Annotated in this window: 17 protein-coding genes; 7 read left to right on the plus strand and 10 right to left on the minus strand. The window is 72.1% G+C overall.

All coding sequences use genetic code 11. From position 1 onward, the window contains the following. Nucleotides 1-11 precede the first annotated feature (11 nt). The gene (gene serA / locus G4D86_RS40580) at nucleotides 12-1262 is read left to right on the plus strand and encodes a phosphoglycerate dehydrogenase (RefSeq protein WP_163999666.1); all 1251 of its coding nucleotides are present in this window, start codon (nucleotides 12-14) and stop codon (nucleotides 1260-1262) included. A gap of 13 nt (nucleotides 1263-1275) precedes the next feature. Here the strand turns inward: serA and G4D86_RS40585 are convergent, their stop codons facing one another. Next, on the minus strand, nucleotides 1276-2682 hold the full coding sequence (locus tag G4D86_RS40585) for an FAD-binding oxidoreductase (RefSeq protein ID WP_163999667.1): 1407 nt from the start codon (nucleotides 2680-2682) through the stop codon (nucleotides 1276-1278). A gap of 180 nt (nucleotides 2683-2862) precedes the next feature. Between G4D86_RS40585 and G4D86_RS40590 the strand changes: the two genes are divergently transcribed. After that, entirely contained in the window at nucleotides 2863-3219 is a 357-nt protein-coding gene (locus G4D86_RS40590; RefSeq protein WP_163999668.1) for a hypothetical protein, read from the plus strand. A gap of 44 nt (nucleotides 3220-3263) precedes the next feature. After that, on the plus strand, nucleotides 3264-5060 hold the full coding sequence (locus G4D86_RS40595) for a hypothetical protein (protein ID WP_163999669.1): 1797 nt from the start codon (nucleotides 3264-3266) through the stop codon (nucleotides 5058-5060). Here the strand turns inward: G4D86_RS40595 and G4D86_RS40600 are convergent. Then, nucleotides 5057-6373, minus strand: a complete 1317-nt coding sequence (locus G4D86_RS40600; RefSeq protein WP_163999670.1) for a hypothetical protein — start codon at nucleotides 6371-6373, stop codon at nucleotides 5057-5059. The genes G4D86_RS40595 and G4D86_RS40600 overlap by 4 nt on opposite strands. A gap of 15 nt (nucleotides 6374-6388) precedes the next feature. Continuing rightward, nucleotides 6389-7735 (minus strand): hypothetical protein, encoded by a 1347-nt coding sequence (locus tag G4D86_RS40605; protein ID WP_163999671.1) that lies wholly within the window; start codon nucleotides 7733-7735, stop codon nucleotides 6389-6391. A gap of 150 nt (nucleotides 7736-7885) precedes the next feature. Here G4D86_RS40605 and G4D86_RS40610 point away from each other — a divergent pair, with 150 nt between their 5' ends. The 4 genes from G4D86_RS40610 (at nucleotide 7886) to G4D86_RS40625 (ending at nucleotide 11446) form a co-directional block, all read left to right on the plus strand. After that, complete coding sequence (locus G4D86_RS40610; protein WP_163999672.1) at nucleotides 7886-8716, plus strand: hypothetical protein; 831 nt, start codon at nucleotides 7886-7888, stop codon at nucleotides 8714-8716. A gap of 110 nt (nucleotides 8717-8826) precedes the next feature. Further along, nucleotides 8827-10458: a cell wall anchor protein gene (locus G4D86_RS40615; RefSeq protein ID WP_163999673.1), complete on the plus strand. Its 1632-nt coding sequence runs from the start codon at nucleotides 8827-8829 to the stop codon at nucleotides 10456-10458. A gap of 227 nt (nucleotides 10459-10685) precedes the next feature. After that, nucleotides 10686-10865, plus strand: coding sequence for a hypothetical protein (locus G4D86_RS40620; protein ID WP_163999674.1), 180 nt, complete (start codon nucleotides 10686-10688; stop codon nucleotides 10863-10865). A 101-nt stretch (nucleotides 10866-10966) separates the two neighbouring features. Beyond that, nucleotides 10967-11446, plus strand: a complete 480-nt coding sequence (locus G4D86_RS40625) for a SpoIIAA family protein (protein ID WP_163999675.1) — start codon at nucleotides 10967-10969, stop codon at nucleotides 11444-11446. Between the two features lie 21 nt (nucleotides 11447-11467). Here the strand turns inward: G4D86_RS40625 and G4D86_RS40630 are convergent, their stop codons facing one another. Genes G4D86_RS40630 through G4D86_RS40660 form a run of 7 tightly spaced genes read right to left on the minus strand, consistent with a single transcriptional unit; the run spans nucleotide 11468 to nucleotide 18457 of the window. Then, a complete protein-coding gene (locus tag G4D86_RS40630; RefSeq protein WP_163999676.1) occupies nucleotides 11468-11983 on the minus strand; it encodes a hypothetical protein in 516 nt (171 codons plus the stop codon). Between the two features lie 9 nt (nucleotides 11984-11992). Beyond that, a complete protein-coding gene (locus tag G4D86_RS40635) occupies nucleotides 11993-13093 on the minus strand; it encodes a hypothetical protein (protein WP_163999677.1) in 1101 nt (366 codons plus the stop codon). Continuing rightward, the gene (locus G4D86_RS40640) at nucleotides 13093-13608 is read right to left on the minus strand and encodes a phage tail protein (protein WP_163999678.1); all 516 of its coding nucleotides are present in this window, start codon (nucleotides 13606-13608) and stop codon (nucleotides 13093-13095) included. Before G4D86_RS40640 ends, G4D86_RS40635 begins: the two co-directional genes overlap by 1 nt. After that, nucleotides 13595-16186, minus strand: coding sequence for a putative baseplate assembly protein (locus G4D86_RS40645; RefSeq protein ID WP_163999679.1), 2592 nt, complete (start codon nucleotides 16184-16186; stop codon nucleotides 13595-13597). Before G4D86_RS40645 ends, G4D86_RS40640 begins: the two co-directional genes overlap by 14 nt. After that, complete coding sequence (locus G4D86_RS40650) at nucleotides 16183-16611, minus strand: GPW/gp25 family protein (RefSeq protein ID WP_163999680.1); 429 nt, start codon at nucleotides 16609-16611, stop codon at nucleotides 16183-16185. The genes G4D86_RS40645 and G4D86_RS40650 overlap by 4 nt, the downstream gene beginning before the upstream one ends. Next, nucleotides 16608-16949: a hypothetical protein gene (locus tag G4D86_RS40655; protein ID WP_163999681.1), complete on the minus strand. Its 342-nt coding sequence runs from the start codon at nucleotides 16947-16949 to the stop codon at nucleotides 16608-16610. The genes G4D86_RS40650 and G4D86_RS40655 overlap by 4 nt, the downstream gene beginning before the upstream one ends. Then, complete coding sequence (locus G4D86_RS40660; RefSeq protein WP_163999682.1) at nucleotides 16949-18457, minus strand: phage baseplate assembly protein V; 1509 nt, start codon at nucleotides 18455-18457, stop codon at nucleotides 16949-16951. The genes G4D86_RS40655 and G4D86_RS40660 overlap by 1 nt, the downstream gene beginning before the upstream one ends. Nucleotides 18458-18462: the final 5 nt, after the last annotated feature.

Below are 18462 nucleotides of genomic sequence, written 5' to 3' on the forward strand. Positions count from 1 at the left end.
CGCAAAGCGCCATGAACACTGCCCGGTTCCCCTCGCCCACGCGTCCCATCAGCAACACGGGCCCCTTCCGCGCCCTGCTGCTGGAGAACATCCACCCGTCCGCGGAGGAGATGCTGGCCGCCGAGGGCTTCCAGGTGGAGCGGACCTCCTCCGCCCTCAAGCCGGAGGAGCTGGCGGAGCGCCTGAGGGGCGTGCACCTCCTGGGCATCCGCAGCAAGACGACGGTGCCGGCCTCCGCGCTGGTGCACGCGGAGGAGTTGCTGGCCATTGGCGCCTTCTGCATCGGCACCAACCAGGTGGAGCTGACGGCGGCCAACACGCACGGCATCCCCGTGTTCAACGCCCCGTTCAGCAACACGCGCAGCGTGGCGGAGATGGTGCTGGCGGAAGTCGTGGTGCTGACGCGCCAGCTCTTCGACCGCAGCCGCGAGGTGCACGCCGGCCAGTGGCGCAAGGTGGCCACCGGCAGCCGCGAGGTGCGCGGCAAGACGCTGGGCATCATCGGCTATGGCCACATCGGCTCGCAGCTGGGCGTGCTGGCCGAGTCCTTGGGCATGCGGGTGCTGTACTACGACGTGATGACGAAGCTGCCGCTGGGCAACGCGCAGTCGGCGACCACGCTGGACGAGCTGCTGGCGGTGTCGGACTTCGTCACCCTGCACGTGCCGGCGCTGGCGTCCACGCACATGATGATGGGCGCGGAGCGGCTCGCGCGGATGAAGAAGGGCGCGTGCCTCATCAACGCCAGCCGCGGCACGGTGGTGGACATCCCCGCGCTGGCGCGGGCGCTGCGCTCCAAGCACCTGGGCGGCGCCGCGGTGGACGTCTACCCGGAGGAGCCGGAGAGCAACTCGGACGGCTTCGTCACCGAGCTGCAGGGGCTGCCCAACGTGGTGCTCACGCCGCACATCGGCGGCTCCACGGAAGAAGCGCAGGCGGCCATCGGCAAGGAGGTGGCCACCAGCCTGCTCAAGTTCTACCGGGCGGGCGCGACGACGGGCGCGGTGAACTTCCCCAACGTCGAGGCGCCGCTCATCCCCGGCACGCACCGCATCCTCAACGTGCACCGCAACATCCCCGGCGTGCTCCGCGACATCAACCGCATCGTCTCGGACCTCAACGCCAACATCCACGCGCAGGTGCTCAGCACGGACGCCAACATCGGCTACCTCGTCATGGACCTGGACCAGGACGTGTCGCAGCCCGTCTGCGACGCCATCGCCGGCCTGCAGACGGACATCAAGACGCGCATCGTGTCCTGACGTCCGGTGCGCCTCACGCGTCGATGACCTTCCCGGGGTTGAGGATGCCCTGGGGGTCCAGCGCCCGCTTGAGCGCGCGCAGCAATTCCAGCTCCGCCGGGGAGCGCGAGTAGCCGAGGTAGTCCTTCTTCAACAGGCCGATGCCATGCTCGGCGGAGATGCTGCCGCCGTGCTTCTTCACCAGCTCGAACATAGTGGGGTCCGCCTGCTTGGTGCGGGCGAGGAACTCGGCCTTCTCCATGTCGTCCGGCTTCATGATGTTGACGTGCAGGTTGCCATCGCCGATGTGGCCGAAGAGGCAGATTTCCCAGCCCGGGTAGCGCGCGGCGAAGACGGACTCCAGCTCCGCGCAGAAGCCCTCCAGCCCCGCCACGGGCAGGGAGATGTCGTTCTTGTGCGGCATGCCGGTGGCCGACAGGCTCTCGCTGATGCCCTCGCGCAGCGCCCACAACTCCGCCGCCTGGGACGCGCCCTGGGCCTGGGTGCCGTCCGTCACCAGCCCGCGCTCGAACAGCGAGCCCAGCCACGCCTCCACTGCCGCCGCGTCGCGGGGCTCCGCCTCCAGCAGCACATAGCAGCCGCTGGACGCGTCGAAGGGTGAGCGCAGCTTGCGGTGGCGCTGCAGGCGCGCCAGGCACTTGTCGGTGAAGAACTCGTAGGCGGAGATGCCGAAGGCCGTCTGCTGGCGCGCGTCGCGGAACAGCCGCAGCACGGCGGCCACGTCCGGCACGGCGAAGAGGAACACGTCCAGCTTCCCGGGGAGCTGCGTGAGCTTGAGGGTGGCCTCGGTGATGACGCCCAGGGTGCCCTCGCTGCCGATGAAGAGCTGCCGCAAGTCGGTGCCGGTGTTGTTCTTCTCCAGCGCGCCGTTGAGCTCCAGCACCTGGCCCTGGGCCGTCACGACTTGAAGGCCCAGCACCCACTGGCGGGTGAGGCCGTACTTGATGACCTTCACCCCGCCCGCGTTGGTGGCGATGTTGCCGCCCACGGTGCTGGAGCCCTTGGAGGCGAAGTCCACCGGCCAGGTGAGGCCGTGCCCGGCGCAGTGGTGGTGCACGGCCTCCGTCACCGCGCCCGCCTGCACGCGCACCGTGTTGCCGAGCAGGTCCACCGGCCCCATGCGGGCCATGCGCTGGAGCGACAGCACCACCTCGCCCTTGGCCGCCACCGCGCCGCCCGCCAGGCCCGTGCGGCCTCCGGAGGGCACCACCGCCACGTGGTGCTGGTGGCACAGCGCCAGCAACCGGGCCACCTCGTCCGTGCTGCGAGGCAGGGCCACCGCGCTGGGGGCCGGCGTGTAGACGCGCGTCCAGTCGCGGCCGAACTCCTGCAACTCGCCCGGCTCCCGGGTGAGGAAATCCGGGGGGAAGCCCTCGGCGATGGCGCGGAGGAAGTCGGCGGGGAGCACGGAGGAGGACATGCCTCCAGGCGTATTGCAGGGGCCGCGCCGTGACAAGGCACAGCATGGCCCCAGGCGGCGGCTTGCGTCGGGAGGACGCCGAAAGCGCCTGGAAATGGTCAGGAAAGTCTGCTCGCTCCGTATACGAGGCGGCGCCTCCAGGCACCGGCTTCGCCACCGTCCCCCACGAGGAATTCCGCGATGTTGAAGAACCGCTCCCTCCGTTTCGCCGCGCTGCTGGCCGTTTCCCTGGGGCTGGCGCCTTCCGCCTTCGCAGCGGCGGAGAGGCCGCAGTCGGACAAGCCCTACGTCTTCGAGACGGTGGACAGCTACCTCATCGTCGACGACAACCGGGTCGAGGTCACCGGCATCCTCCAGGGCGAGAGCGCCCCGCGGACCTTCGTCTTCCGCGGCACCGTCAGCACGGCGGGCGCGCAGTTCTCGCGGTGCGACCGGATGGCGCTGCTCTCGATGAGCAAGCCGGGCCTCTACCTCTTCACGATGGTGCAGGCGCCCGAGACCTGGATGGCCTCCACCTGCCAGCTGACGCGCCGCTAGCCGCTCCCCGGCCCCTCGTCGGGCCGGGATGACGGAGTCCTCTCATGGGTACGATGCGAAGCACATGGCTGGCCCTCGCGCTGGTCCTGATGGGACTCCAGTCCGCGTGCTCCGGCCGCGGCGCGGAGGGCCGTGGACCGGACTCGGACGGTGACGGCGTGTCGGATGCCGAGGACTGCGCCGGCGGCTCCGCGCGGTTCTGGCAGCCGCTGCCGGCATACCGCGACACGGACGGAGACGGCGTGGGCACGGGGCCCCAGGAGACGCTGTGCACCGATGGGACGCTGCCCGACGGCTGGGCCGCGGGAGCGGGCGACTGCGACGACGCGGACTTCACCCGGTGGAGACGGGTGGAGGGCCTCTACCCCGACCTGGACGACGACGGCGCGACGGGGGCGGGGCCGGTGACAGCGTGTGTGGGCAACTCCCTGTCGGGTTACCACGAAGCGCCTGGCCCTCCGGACTGCGATGACGCCGCGCCCCGCTTCCAGCAGTCGACCCAGAGCTGGCTCGACGCGGACAGGGACGGCGTCGGCAGCGGAGCGGGTGTGTCCTACTGCCTGGGCTCGCATCCTCCGCCGGGCTACGCAGCGCTCGACGGCGACTGCGCGCCCGACGACTCCACGCGCTCGGTGCCGCTCCCCTACCTGTACCGGGACAGGGATGGGGACGGTGCCACCGTGCCCGAGTCGGGCACGCTGTGCGCCGCGCTGCTGCCCATTGGCTACACCACCCTGGAGAGCGGCCTCGACTGTGACGACACGGACCGCACGCGTTGGGCCCTGCGGGACACGTACGTGGACACGGACGGGGACGGCTTCGGCGTCGGGGCGCATGCGTTGCGGTGCATGGGCGCCACGCTGGACCCGGGCTACGCGGCGCAGGGAGAGGACTGTGCCCCCGAGGACCGCACCGTCTGGCAGTGGCATTCCTATTCGCACCGCGACCACGACGGCGACGGGGCCACGGTGCCGGAGAGCGGCGTGCTGTGCACCGCCGGGACGCTGCCGGAGGGCCACCATGAGTGGCCGCTCGGCCACGACTGCGACGATGGGAATCGCGACGTCCGGGTGAGCTGGAGCCTGTACCCGGACACCGACGGAGACGGCGTGGGCTCGGGGGCGCAGGAGACGCTGTGCGCCGGTCCCCAGCGGCCCGGGGGCTACTCCTTCGTGGACACCGACTGCGCGTCCACGGACGCCACCGTGTGGCAGCTGCTGTCCTATCTGCACCGGGACGTGGACGGCGACAGCTACACCGTGCCGGAGTCGGGCCTGTTGTGCTCGGGCGCCGCGCTTCCGCCCGGCTACCTCACCGCGTCCAATGGCTTCGACTGCGACGACGCGGACCTCACCGTGTACCTGCGCCTGCAGGCCTGGGCGGACACGGACGCGGACGGTGTGGGCGCGGGCCCCGCGACGATGCTGTGCACGGACGGCACCGTGCGCGCGCCCTGGTCCACCACCGGGACGGACTGCGCCGCCGAGGACGGCGCACGCTGGCAGACGCGCACCTACTTCCACGTGGACCGGGACGCGGACGGCCACACCACGCCCGAGAAGGGACAGCAGTGCGTGGGCGCCGCCCTGCCCGCGCCCTACTTCACGCAGGCCACGGGCAATGACTGCGACGACACGGCGCCGGACCTCTTCCGGTGGGCCGTCGTCTACCGGGACGAGGACGCGGACGGCGTGGGCACGCCGCCGCGAAGCATCTCGTGCCTCGGCCAGTCCCTGCCGGCGGGCTTCTCGTTCAAGGGGTACGACGTGGACGACGCGGATGCGGCCGTCCAGGAGGATGAGGACGAGGACCTGCTCGTGGAGCTCATCCTGTCGCCCTAGACGGACTCACCCGGGGTGGGCCGGGGCCACGAGCGGAGGATGCGCTCGGTGACGCCCTGCCGGGACCAGTCCACCCCGCCCGTCAGCACCGCGGGGCCCCGGGTGATGCGAACCTCCTTCCAGACGGGCGCTCCCGGGCGGTAGCTCGCGTCCCAGGCCGACCAGCGCTGGCCGCCCGTGTCCTTCACCACGCGCGCCATGTACGCGTCGAACTCCGTGTCCGGGAGCCAGCGCAGCTGCTCCAGCACCCACTCCGTCTCCACCGGCAGGTCCGCCGCGCTCCCCGTCACCGCGCGCAGCGCCGCCCGCCCGGCGCCCTCGGGGATGAAGGACACGCCGTCCGGCCGCAGCACGGCATGGCCCTTCCGTGGCCCGGTGGCCTCGCCGCGAAGCTCGGCGGGGTAGATGGCCACGTCCGCCAGTCGCACCCCGGCCCGTGCCACGCCGCGCAGCGGAGGCTGGCGGTGCAACTCCACGAGCACGCCGAGCTGGTGAGCGTCCTGGAGGTGGCGCACGTGGGCCCGGCGCTCCCCCTCCACGCGGACGTTGAGCAGCTCCGGGTCCACGTGGACGCCGCCCGAGGGAATGGATGCCAGCGGCACGGACACCGCCTCTCCGAGCACCGGCTGCCACAACAGCCGCTCGCTGGTCAGCCACGCCCGCCCGGAGCGCATCGCCACCACCATCCACGGCACGACGGCGGCCATCATCAGCAGCACGGCCACCCCGCCGCCCATGCCGATGAGCTTGTCCACCAGGATGGCGGAGACCACGAGCGTCCCGGTGCCGAGCAGCAGCACCGTCACCAGCGGAGAGATATGGGGCGAGGCCTGCCACTTCTGCTGGCCCTCGAAGACGAGCACCTCCCCCGGCTCCAGCGTGAGCGCCGCCTTCTTGCGCACCAGCGCGTCCAGCCGCGACAGGTCCTCCTGGAGCGACGCAGCCCCGGACACGGGCGCAAGCGCGGCCAGCCGGCTTCGCGCCAGCGCCGACAGCCGCTTCCCGCCGTCCACCAGCTCGCGCGCGGCCACCAGCACCGGCGTGTCTTCGGGCCAGCCCTCCAGCTCCGCGCGGCGGCGCGTGCGCTCCAGCGCCTCGGTGACGGCGGGCGCGTGCTTCAGCCACTCCGGAATCAGCTCCGGCCGGGCGCGGAGCTGGTGCCTCCACCGCCGCGCGCCCAGCACCGACTCCAGCGTGGCCTGACGCGCGCGGGCGGCCTCGAGGACTTCCGCCCGTCCCTCCAGGCGGCGGTGGATGTCCTCGGTGGAGAGTCCCTCTCCTGTGGCGCCGCCGGTGCGGGTGCGTTCAGCCATGTGCGGGCGGGGAGCTTAAGCGCCGCGCCTGGGCGGAGAAACCGTCTCGGGTCCGCCCCAGGACTCGAGGATGCGCTCGATGGCCGCCAGGTCCCTTCCCGGTGCCCGGCCCGCGAGCACCTCGTCCCCGTAGGTGAAGTGGAGTTCCTGCTCCAGCGGGACGCCCCGGGAGTGGCGGGCGAGGTCCGAGGGCCAGGCGACGCCACGGCTCGCCTTCACCGCCCGGAGGAGGTACGCGTCGAGGTCGGACTCGGGCTGCCAGCGAAGCAGCTCCAGCACCCATGACGGCTCGGCGTGGAAGTCCAGCGTCCGCCCCGTCGCTGCCCGCACCAGGGTCGTGCTGGCGTCCTCCCCGGGGAGGAAGAAGAGCATGCGCCGCAGCAGCACCGCCTGTCCGGGCTCCCACATCTTGTTGCGGCGGAGGAGGGCCGGAAAGCAGACCACGTCCACCGGCCGCTCCACGAGCGCGGTCCGCTCCCGCAGCTCCGGCCGCCGAACCAGCAGCTCCAGCCACAGCCGCAGCTTCTTCGTGGGAATCTCTCCGAGCCCGCGCAGGTGCATCAGCCGGCCGCCCTCCACCCGGAGACCGTCCCACGTCAGCTCGACGCCCCCTTCCGGGATGGAGTCCAGGCGCAGCTCCACGGGCTGGCTCCGGGAGGGCGCCCACACCAGGCGCCGGGGCGTGAGCCAGAGGACGCCCGGGCGCAGCCGGCGGAAGGCCAGGATGGCTCCCCCGGTCAACAGGAACGGTGCCGGGCACAGCAGCCACGCCAGGCCGTTCACCGACGACCACCGAACCAACGTGAGCAGGGCAAGGCCCATGATGCCCACCAGCGACAGCAGGTAGGTCACGGCCGTCAGGTTCTGCTTCCACGCATCCAGCGTTCCGCACGCCAGCGAGAAGGACTCCCCCGGCTCGCGCACCAGGGACACCGGGACGCGGACGATGGACTCCAGCCGGCGCAGCGCCTCCTCCAGCGAGAGCGGGCCGCGCACGGTCTTCACCGAGCCCAGTCGCTTGCGCACCCGTGTCTCCAGCCGCGCCCGGCTCGCCGTCACCTCGCGGGCGAGCCCGAGCACCGGCGTGTCCTCACGCCAGCCCTCCACCTCCGCGCGCTTCCCCACGCGCTCCACCGCTTCCAGACACGCCGCGTCCCGCTCCAGCACCTCCTGGATGAGCGCCGGCTGCGCCCGCAGCCAGTCCTCCCAGTCGCCGCCATTCAGCGCGTCATCGAGCCACCGGTAGCGCTGGAGGCCGGCCTCCAGCAGCTCGACGCGCCCCTCCAGCTTGCGGCGCGTGTCCTCGTCCGTGGCGAGGAGCTCCGCCCGGACCTCCCTGCTGGCTCGTGCGCGTTCGGACATTGCTTCCGCAGCATACCGGCAGCGCACGGCCCTCCGGGAGGAGACCCGGTGCGACGCCGGACACTCCGTCCCGCCCCGCCGGGGAGCCGGCTGGCGCCATGCCTATCCTCCCCGCGCGCGACTGCAACGCGCCGGCCGGGGGGACGCCGCATGGGTGGCTTGCGCAAACCATTCTTCATCGCCGCGCTGGTGCTGCTGGCGCTCTCGGTGCTCGTGGAGGTGGGCTCTCCCGTGCTGCTGCCGAAGGCGCCGCCGGACTGCTCGGCGCTGCGGGGCACGAAGCCGTGCGCGCCTGTGCCCGCCGCCCTTCCCGAGGAGTGCCTGCCTCTCCACAAGTCCGTGTGCGAGGGCGAGGGCGTGAACCCGGACGACGTGCTCCGCACGCAAAAGGAGAACCCGCCCACGCCTGGAATGGGCATCCCCTACCTCGCGCTGGTGGACGGGCTGTTGCTGCTCACCCTCGCGCTGATGGGGGCCAGCCTCATCATCCCCGAGCGCGTCCACGGGCGCGTGCAGGGACTGGCCACGCTGATTGGCGCGGTGGTGGCGCTGCTCTCGGGGATTGGCCTGCTCATCGCGGCCATTGCCCTGCTCATCACCATGGTGAGCCTGCTGTGCGCCGTGCCCTTCGGCACGCTCGCGTATCTGGCGGTGTGGGGCTTCTTCAACCGGGGCGGCGCGGCGGGCACGCTGGGGCTGCTGATGACCTTCAAGCTGGTGGCGGGCGTGTGCCTGGTGCTGGCGCACCAGCGCTTCCTGCAGAACAAGGGGCTGGTGCTGCTCTACCTCACCTCGCTGCTGGCCAACGCCGTGGTGTCCTTCCTCCACGGCCTCGTGCCCGGCATCCTGGTGAGCATCACCGACGCGGTGGGCGCCATCATCGTCGCCATCCTCGGGCTCATCTGGGCCGTGCTGCTGCTGGTGGGCGCGCTGGTGTCCATCGTCAAGGTGCTGCGCCTCAAGCGCATGGCCACGGCGTGAGACACGGCCTCCAGGGCGCCTGCCATCCATACATATACATCGACGCATTGCTGATGTAACACAGACGCAATGCTCAGCGAATGCGCCGGGCAGACCCCTCGGAGATTGTGATGACATTGAAGGTCTTCAGGCTGAACGCCACACGTCTTGCCTGCGCGCTCCCGCTCCTCGCCCTGCTGGGCTGCGGGCCGGTGGAGACGCAGGAGGCACCCATCGAGTCCGGCTCCCCGTCCCAGGCCCAGGCGCTGACGACCATCGGCTACCGGAGCAGCGCCACCGCCAGCGGGAAGAGCATCACCTCGCTCGCCATCAACAAGCCGGCCGGGACGGTGCAGGGAGACGTGCTGCTCGCGCGCATCATCAACCGCAACAACGTCGCCGCCGTGCTGACGCCGCCCACGGGCTGGACGGTGCTGCGCTCGGACCAGAGCGCGTCTCAAATCAAGGCCTGGGTCCTCTACAAGGTCGCCGGTGCCGCCGAGCCCGCGAGCTACAGCTTCACCATCGACCTCGCGAGCTACATGGCCGGCAGCCTCTCCGCGTTCTCCGGCGTCGACACCGCCAATCCCATCGACACGCAGAGCGGCCAGAAGAACGGGCTCACCGCCAGCTTCATCACCCCCGCCATCACCACCACCTCGGCCAATGGCCTGGCGGTGTGGTTCGGCTCTCAAATCTGGATCGGCGCGGCCTGCCCGGCGAGCCCCATCGTCCCGCCCACGGGCTTCACCGAGGCGTTCGACACGTGCCTCGTCTCCTCGTCCACGGGGCTCCTCTTCGACGCGGCGTACCTGGCGCTGGGCGCCGCGGGCGCGCAGTCGGCGTTCAACGGCAGCTCTCCGTACGCCGAGACGAACATCGCGCAGGTCGTCGCGCTGCGGCCGGCGGGCGCGCCCACGTGCACCGTGGGTGACACGTACGCCAGCACGTACACGACGGTGGGCACCGTGGCGGCCACCGCCATCGTCGAGCCGTCGGGCCTCGCCGCCAGCCGCCTCACGCCGGGCGTGCTCTACGTGCACAACGAGGACACCACCGCCGTGGTCGCCATCAGCACCGCCAACGCGAGCACGCTGGGCACCTTCAGCGTCGCCGACGTGACGCCGGCCGACTGGGAGGACGTTGCCACCGGCCCCTGCCCCGCCGGCCAGTGCATCTACATGGGAGACATCGGCCGGGCGAGCGCGAACTTCCCCACGCCTCCGTCCACCTTCGCCGTGTACCGGATTCCCGAGCCCAACATCGGCGCCGGCCAGACGAGCGGCAGCCTGACGGCGGAGAAGTTCCCCTTCCAGTACCCGGACACGCCGAAGGACGCAGAGACCATCATGGTCCATCCCACCACCGGCGACATCTACGTCATCACCAAGTCGAGCACGGGAGCGAGCAAGGTCTACAAGTTCCCCCAGCCGCTGCCCGCGCCGGGCACCATGTCCACGCTCGTCTTCGTGTCCAACCTCCAGCTGCCCACCACGACGGACCCGAACTTCTCCTACGCGACGGCGGGCGCCATCCACCCCTGCGCCGACCGCTTCCTGCTGCGCACGTACCGCGTCGTCTATGAGTTCCGCGCGCCCGCGGGCAGCGGCTTCGAGGCGGCCTTCGCCGCCGCGCCGGTGACGCTGACGGACACCGTGGAGGGCCAGGGCGAGGCCATCGAGTACGAGGCCAACGGCGCGAGCTATTTCACGATGAGCGAGAGCCCCTCGCCCTTCAAGCTCAAGCGCGTCGTCCGGCAGTAGCCGTCCCGAGGAGTGGCGCCCCCGAGTCTCATGACGGGGACGCCCGACAACTCTTCCAGGGGTCCTGACAGGCCCGTCCGCCGAGGGACTCCGCGCGCGTGCCAGGGCTGGCACGTTCCCCCTTCCGCCACCCGCGGAGGAGACGACGGCCTGGAGCGAGGCGCCGCTCGTCGGGCAGCTCGCGTTCGTCGTCGAAGACGCGACCTGCAAGCCGGGCACGTACCCTGATGCCCGTCCAGGTGGCTCGCGCCAACCAGAAGTCCCTCTGCTACCGGCTCGCCCCGGGAGACTTCGTCCGGCTGTCCGACGGCGGCTCTGTCCGGGGCGTCAACCATGGCCAGAGCTGCACCGTGAGTGAATGGGACACCAGCCCCGCCACCAGGTCGCTCTGCCAGTCGATGTATTGAAAGTCACTGCCCGTGACGTGGGGCACTCCCGACCTCGCGCGGGGGTGCCTCGGGGGCTCGGAGGGTTGCGGCGCGCGCCGCTCGCGGGCGAGCATCCCGGTATGAGCGGAGTTTCTGGACAGGCGGGTCTCGCGGCGGCGCAGGGGAAGCTCGACTCACCGGACGTGCGGGACGTGTTCAAGGGCCGCACCCTGGGCGTGGCCATGGTGGACGACGTGCTGGTGATTGCGCACGACGCGCAGCCTCCGGCGCAGGAGGAGTGGGTGCGCTACTGCGACCTCATCTCCCGGTACCTGCCCACCCTGAGGGCGCAGTTCGTGCTGGCGGATGGGCCCGGTCCGAACGCCACCCAGCGCCAGCAGGCGCTCAATCGGGGAGCGCTGGGCGCCGTCATTCCGCCCACGGCCGTCCTCACCCGCTCCGCCATGGTGCGCGGCATCGTCACCCTCTTCAACTGGTTCACCCCGCGGGCGATGCGCGCCTTTCCTCCGGAAGACCTGCAGGCCGCGGCCTGGCACCTGAAGATGACCGACGAGCAGGTACGGCGCCTGATGGACATCGCCCAGGCGCTGCTGCCCTGAGCGTCGCGGGCCCCTCGGGGCTCACTGCGGGCGCCCTGCATCCGCGCGCGAGGCTGCCGAAGGAAGCAGGCGCAGCTCGCAGAAGGGAAGCGGTGGCGCGGGGAAGAGACACGTCACCTTCAGGTCCGCGCCCTCCTTCGTCACATCCAGCTCCTTCGCCTCGTCGAGCGTGTCGAAGGTCGCCGGCACCGACGGCTTGCCGCGCGGCACCCACTCCACCTTGAGGATGGACGGCAAGCGGGGCACCAGCTCTATCGAGCGGGAGCGTGTGTCCGACTCCTTCACGTCCACGGTGCACGTCGCCGCGCGAGTCACGGCCAGCGCGCCGTCCTCGAAGGGGCACGCGGTGGCCAGGTCCTCCGCCGTCACCGGGCGGGGCTTCAGGAAGCGCTCCTTCATCCGCCCCGCCACTTCCGACGGGTCCACCGCGCGCGGCGAGTCGCTCGTCGCGCCCAACCCCACGCCGAGCACGTACAGCGCGACAATCGCGATGATGGCGAGGATGAGCACGGCATGGATGGGCTTCAGCTCGGGCATGGCACGTGGCTACTGAGGGAAGTTCTGCTGAAGCTGCTGCTGTTGCCGTTGCTGCAGTTGGATGCTCTCGCGCGTCTTCGGCGCGCCCATCAGGACATCCTGGTTGATGGTCTGCCCCGCCACCGGGACGCACCTTCCGAAGCTGCACGCGGAGAAGGGCGGGCAGCCGGCGGGACACAGAGAGCCAGCGGGCGCGGGCTGGCAGGTGCCCGAGCAGAAGCCAGACAGGCACGTCTCGTTGCGCGTGCACTGCTGCCCGTCGGGGAGCTGGCAGAGCTTGGTGGGGCTGCACGTGGACGGCGTCCGGCACTCCGCGTTGCTGTCGCAGCGCCCGTCGTCCCGGTTGCACTTGTTGTCCGGCCGGCAGAAGAAGCTGGAGCAGTCGCTGTCCCGCTCGCAGGGCGCGTCCGGCTTGAGCAGGCAGATGCGGTTGCCGAGCACCTGGGTGCAATTCAATGGACCCTTGCAGCTCGCCTCGCTCGTGCACGCCTCACCCAGCGGCAGCTCGCACACGCTGCCGCGGTTGCAGAAGCCGGTGTAGCAGATGGCGCCGCCGTCGCACGGCTGCCCCGCCGCCAGCAGGCATACGCCGCCGTCCTGGCCCGTGCAGGCCAGGCCCTTGTCACACTCCCCTTCCGGGCACGGCTCCTTCAGCTCCGGCGCGCCCCCGCTCGAGGCGATGATGCCAATCACCGTCCCGAGGATGAGGACGATGCCCGCCGCCAGGGCCACCCATATCCACGGGAAGGGCTTCTTCGGCACCGGCGCGGCCACCACCTCGAAGCCGGTGGAGGGCCCCTCCGCGTAGCTCTCGTCCGGGTTGAGGACGTCCACCACCAGCACGTGGAAGGTGAGCCGGCCCGGCGGCGTGCCCGGCGGCACGCGGACCTTCACGGTGAGCTGCTGCGTGCCATCCGGAGGGAAGTCCCGCTCCGCTTCGCCGTCGATGGTGAACCACTCGGCCTTCGCGCCGGGGCCGGGCACCACGGAGGCCCGGGCACGCACGGCGGCGCGCAGCGCGTTGGAGACCGTGAAGGCCACCTCCCCCTGTCCCGCCGCGTTCAGACGGATGGAGTCCGTCACGGCGGTGATGTCGAAGGCGCGTGGCATCAACCTGCTCCTTTGGGCGGCTGCTCGAAGTGCAGCTCGTAGGTGACGTAGGCGGGCTTCTCCCGCTCGATGATTCGCTCCAGCAGCAGCCGGTGGGCCGCGACTTCCGCGGGCGCCCGCACCCGCACGTGGAAGGGACGCGGCCGGCCGTCCGGCCCGGGCACCTGCTCGTCCACCGCGAAGTCCGTGCGCCCGGTGGCGGTGGTCAGGAACAGGAGCAGGCCGCGCGCCGTGCCGCGCCACCGTGAAATCTCCACCGCCGCGGCCACCAATTCGCGCAGCCGGCCCAGGCCCGTCGTCACCGGCAAATCCATGCCCACCCAGCGGGCCAGGAAGGGCACGAAGCGGTCCGGCGCCCGGCGCGGGTCGAAGTGTGCCTCCAGGTGGGACAGCACCTCCTCGCTGGGCGCGTGCAGCGCCTCCATCACCTCCAGCAGCGCGGCCAGGGGGGACTCGGGCTGCACGGTGCGCTGGAAGACGCCCGGCAGCAGGCGCTCAATCTCAGGGCTCCGCATTGTCCGTCACCACCTCCAGCACGTGGGCGCCGGAGCAGAGGAGCCAGGTGGGCGGCAGCGTCACCTTCTCGGTGAACTCGCGCGTGGAGACGGGCTCGTAGCGCTCGCTGCCCGAGGGCCTGCGGAAGACGCCGTCCGGGCCTCCGGCCAACAGCGGCGCGCCCTTCGGTGACGTGGCCAGCGCGTACACGGGCTGGAAGAGGCGCTCGGCCTCACGCAGCGGGAGGCCGCTGCCCACCTCGGGCCGCTTCCACGTCGCGCCCGGGCGGCTGGCGTCCAGCCACAGCACGCCCACACGGTGGCTGCCCGCGTACACGGTGGAGCCGCTGAAGGCGAGCGCGAGACAGCTGCCGCCGTCCCACCCCTTGTCGAAGGGCCGCCACCCGTCCGGCGGGTCCGCGGAGCCCATGAGCTCCCAGCACAGGCAGCCCTTGCCCGGGTCCGCGCCGCTGGCGGCGGCAAGCCCCGCCCAGAGGAAGGAGCGCGGCCCGTCCTTCTGCACCTCCAGCACGCGCACGTCCGCGCCGCGCGGGCCAATGGGGCGGAAGGTGCCGCTGCGCCCGCCTCCGGCGGAGAGGAAGACGCCGCGCGTGCCCATGGCCGCCACCGCCACGTTGACGGCGCCGCGCGCGTCCGTGGTGGCCGCCACCGCGAAGAAGCCCAGGTCCTGACTCGCCGGGTCCACCAGCACCTGAATCGGCGTGGCGCCCGGGCGGACCATCAGCTCGAAGAGGCCCACGCGCGTGGCGAGCAGCAGCACGGGCACCCCGTCCCGCTCCGCCCACGCCATGTCCTCCACCGCGTCCAGCGTGTGCGTGGCGGACTCCCACGTCTCGCCGCAGTCGAAGGAGACGTGGATGCGCGAGCGCTTCGCGTCGCTCGCCAGCCGCGCGGACACGGCCACGTAGCCCGCGCGCTGCGGGTGCGCCTCCACCGCGTCCACGTCCTCGCCGGGGAACAGGCCCGCCTTCTCCCAGCCGTCCGCGTCATTCACGGTGCGGAACAGCGTCTCGCCGCCGCCCGCGTAGAAGGTGCCCGGCTGGAAGGTATCCGCGGCGAGGGTGCGCACCTCGCGCGGCACCTCGTCCACCATGAGGCGGACCTTGTCCAGGTAGCTGACGCCCGGCTCGGCCAGCAACGCGTCGTACACGTGCGAGGCCCGCAGCGCCTGACCGAAGCGCCAGCCCTCCGGCTGCAGCGGCGAGGGCAGCGGAGTGAGGGTGCGGTGCAGCCGCTCGATGAGGCGCGTGCGCAGCGCCGCGGCGTCCTCCTCGCGGTGCGCCACCACGCGCGCCTGCACGCGCACCATCTTGTAGCGCGCCCACTCCACGTGGCACGCGGTGCCCAGCGGCCGGCGCACGTCCAGCTCCGCGAGGATGCGGGCGCGCGCCTCCTCCGTCTCGTGCACGCGCAGGGTGGCCTCGGTGATGCCTTCGCCCGCCGTGCCCTGCACGTCCGGCGGCAGGTGGGGCACCAGCAGCACCTCCACCGTGCCCGCGGGCGCATGGGCCCACAACTGCGCCAGGGTGACGGCCTTCGCGCGCGCCACCGCGCCGGAGCTGCGCAGCGCCAGCAGCTCGAAGTCGCCCGCCGTCACGGCCCGCCGCAGCGAGTGCAGCTCCTGCGGTCCGCGCAGCAGCGCGTTGTCCAGCGTCTCCGCGGGCCTGCCGCCGGTTGCCGGGCTGGGGTTCGTCACCTTCACGCCCGGAATGGGCACCTTGAGCAGCTCCAGCGTGCCAGCAGGCACGTTGCCCCGGTCGCCTCCGCCGCGCCGATACCAGAGGAGGATTTTGCTCCCATCGCGCGGAGTCCCGGCCAGCGCGCGCGGCGCGCCCAGCTCGCCGGCCTCGTTCGCCAGCCGCGCGGACGGGGCGAAGGTAATCGTGCCCGTCATCCGGTCCACGACGTAGGCGGGCTCGTCCGGCGCCAGCGCGGCGAAGTTCTCCGCCTCGCGCCAGATGCGGTAGGTGCGGCCGTCATGGCGGCGGGCCGGGGCGCGTGAGTCCAGCTCTCCGGGTGACGCCTCCACGCCCACCACCAGGTCCAGGGAGTCACCGGTGGGCGCGACAATCGGCGGCCGCTTCGCCTGCACGGTGAGGCCCGGCTGGCCGGTGCCCTGCCCCGCCACCTCTGCGTCCACCTGCTCGCAGTGGTAGGCGAGCACCTCCACCTCCGTGCTCCCCACCGGAATCGTCACCGAGTCCGCGGTGTGGAAGACGACGGGCTCCGCGCCCGCGCCCGCCCGGGCCAGGGTGACGGGGGTGTTGCGCGGGACTTCCACGGGCCGCTCGGCCGGGCGCGCCAGCGAGAAGCGCAGGCGCACCGACGCGGCGGCGGGCGGCTGGAGGCGCACGCCCAGCAGGCGCAGGAACTCCACGTACGCCTTCTCCGGCAGCCGGTTGAAACGGTAGAGCATGGTCTCCGTGAGGTGCGCGAACACCTCCACCAGCACCATGCCCGGGTCATGCGGGGAGAGGTCCGTCCAGTCCGGGCACGACGCCTGGACGCGGGCGCGCGCCTGCTCCACGAGCTGGGCGAAGCTCCGGTCATCCAGGCGCGGCGACGGGAGCGAGGTCATGTCGGGCCTCCCGTGAGTGAGAAGGGATAGGCGAGCCGCTCGGTGCGTCCGGTGGCGCGCACGCGGTACTCCAGGGAGATGTCCAGCCGGTGCGGCTCGTCCGGGCTGCGCGTGGCGTCCAGGTGGAGCACCACGATTCGCGGCTCCCAGCGCTCCAGCGCGCGGCGCACGTAGTGGATGGCGAGTCCGGCGGTGGTGTCGTCATTGCTGGCGAACAGCAACCGGTGCAGCTCGCAGCCGTAGTCCGGGCGCATGACGCGCTCGCCGGGCGTGGTGGTGAGCAGCAGCAGCACGGCCTGGCGGATGGAGGCGTGCTCCTCCACCATCTCCGCCCTTCCGGTGGGGGAAATGCGCAGGCCGGACAGCTCCGCCATCTCGAAGTCGGGATGCGCGAAGCGCCAGGTGCGGTAGCGGGGTGCGCTCATCCGGCCTCCGTCACCAGCGTCTGCCCGGGGGCGTTGACCTTGTACTTCACCATGCCGGGCGGGGTGCCGTCCGTCAGCCCCGTCAGCGAGTCCAGGCACACGGGCTTCCCGTCAATCGTCACGAACGGGGAGTAGCCCTTCTGCACCGCGAGCGTGGAGGTGCAGGGCTTGATGGTGGGGCCGATGTTGGGACACCCGCCAATGGGACGTCCCTCCGGGTCCGCGCGCACGAGCACGGGCCGGCCCTCCACCGTCACGAAGGACTGCGAGTGGACGAGCCCCACCCGTCCCAGCTCATGGGCACACACCACCAGCGCATCCACCGTCAGGACCCGCATTACCCTCTCCGGAAGTCGATGGAGCGCCCACGGATGACCACGTCCTGGCCGGGCGCTTCGATGTCGAGCGACACCTCCGAGTGCAGGCGCACACCCTTCGGCGTCAGCTCCAGGTAGCTGCCCGTGGTGTCCTCCAGGCGCAGCGTGCGGCCCTCGTCGTCCAGCCGCAGCTTGTGCCCGCCCGCCGTCAGCAGCGTGTAGCGCCGCACCGCGCCGCCCTCCACGCCCGCGTCCGGATACCCGCCGCCGCCGTACAGGCCGCCCACCACCACGCCCCGCGCCGGGTCCTCGCCGCCCAGCGCGAGCAGCACCGTGTCGCCCACGTCCGGCAGCAGCATCAGCCCCTTGCCGGAGCCGCCGCCCGCCGCGAGCACCTGCATCCAGTCCGTCTCCACGCCGCCATAGGCCGGCAGCGTGGCGCGCACGCGGCCCTTGCCGTCCGGGTCGTCCACGCGGCTGACCACGCCCAGCGTCACCGCCGAGGCCCGGGCCCGCGCGCGCCGGGGCGGAGGCATGGAGGACAGCTCGGAGATGAAGCCGTGGCGCGCGTCCACGCGGTGGGTGACGGCGGTGAGCACGTAGCGGCCCGCCACGGCGGCGGCCACCCCGCTCACCTCCACCCGCGCGCCCGGCCGCAGCCGCGCATCGCCCTCCGCAGCGGCGGTGAGCACCACCTCGCGGGCGGCGCGGTGGTCCAACTCCGCCTGGGCCGCGGCGTCGACATGGGGGATGCCCTCCGCCGCCTCGTCCACCAGCGAGCGCCGGTCCTCGCCGCCCACGCTGCCGGGGGACACCTCCGCGTCCACGCGGCGCCCCACGCGCGGCGACTCCGCGTGGCCGGCGTGTGACTCCGCGCGCAGGGCGTCCCAGCCCTCCGCGGACACCTCGCGGCAGGAGCCGTCACCGTTCATCTCGACGGTGGCCTCCAGCAGCGTCTCGCCCAGGAGCAGCGGCACCGGCGTGCCCTCGCCCTCCAGCGTCACCAGCTTCAGCGTGTCCCCATGCAGCACGGGGTAGAGGCCGCAGCGGTCCGCGCGCTCCACGAGGAAGTCCAGGTCGGACTGGCCGTGCTGGATGAGGTGACGCCACAGCGGCCCAGGCGCCGCCGCGTCGACGGAGAGCCCCAGCCCCGACGCCAGCTCGCGCGCCAGGTCCTCCAGCGTCACCTGCACGTGCGCGCGCACCGGCTGGCGCTTGCGCAAGCGGTGGAGCACGTCATAGCCGCGCACCCGCACCTCACGCGCGCCGCCCGTGGCGTGGACGAATTCGACGGCCGTCACCTCGCCGATGAAGAGGGCTTCCGTGCCCGCGCCGGCCGCCACGCGCAAGGAAGTCCCCGGAGGAAGTCCCGACGAGGCCAGGGTGCCGCGCGGGTCCGTGAAGGTCAGCTCGCACTGCGCGGGCGCCGCCAGTCGCTGCTGCACGCGCACGGAGGAGAGGCTGCGCAGGTCCGCCACCGTGAGGGGCGAGCCTCCGGCCTCGATGCGCAGCTCTGGCAGTCCGCGCATGCGGC

Source organism: Pyxidicoccus caerfyrddinensis (genome assembly GCF_010894405.1).
Taxonomy (GTDB): domain Bacteria; phylum Myxococcota; class Myxococcia; order Myxococcales; family Myxococcaceae; genus Myxococcus; species Myxococcus caerfyrddinensis.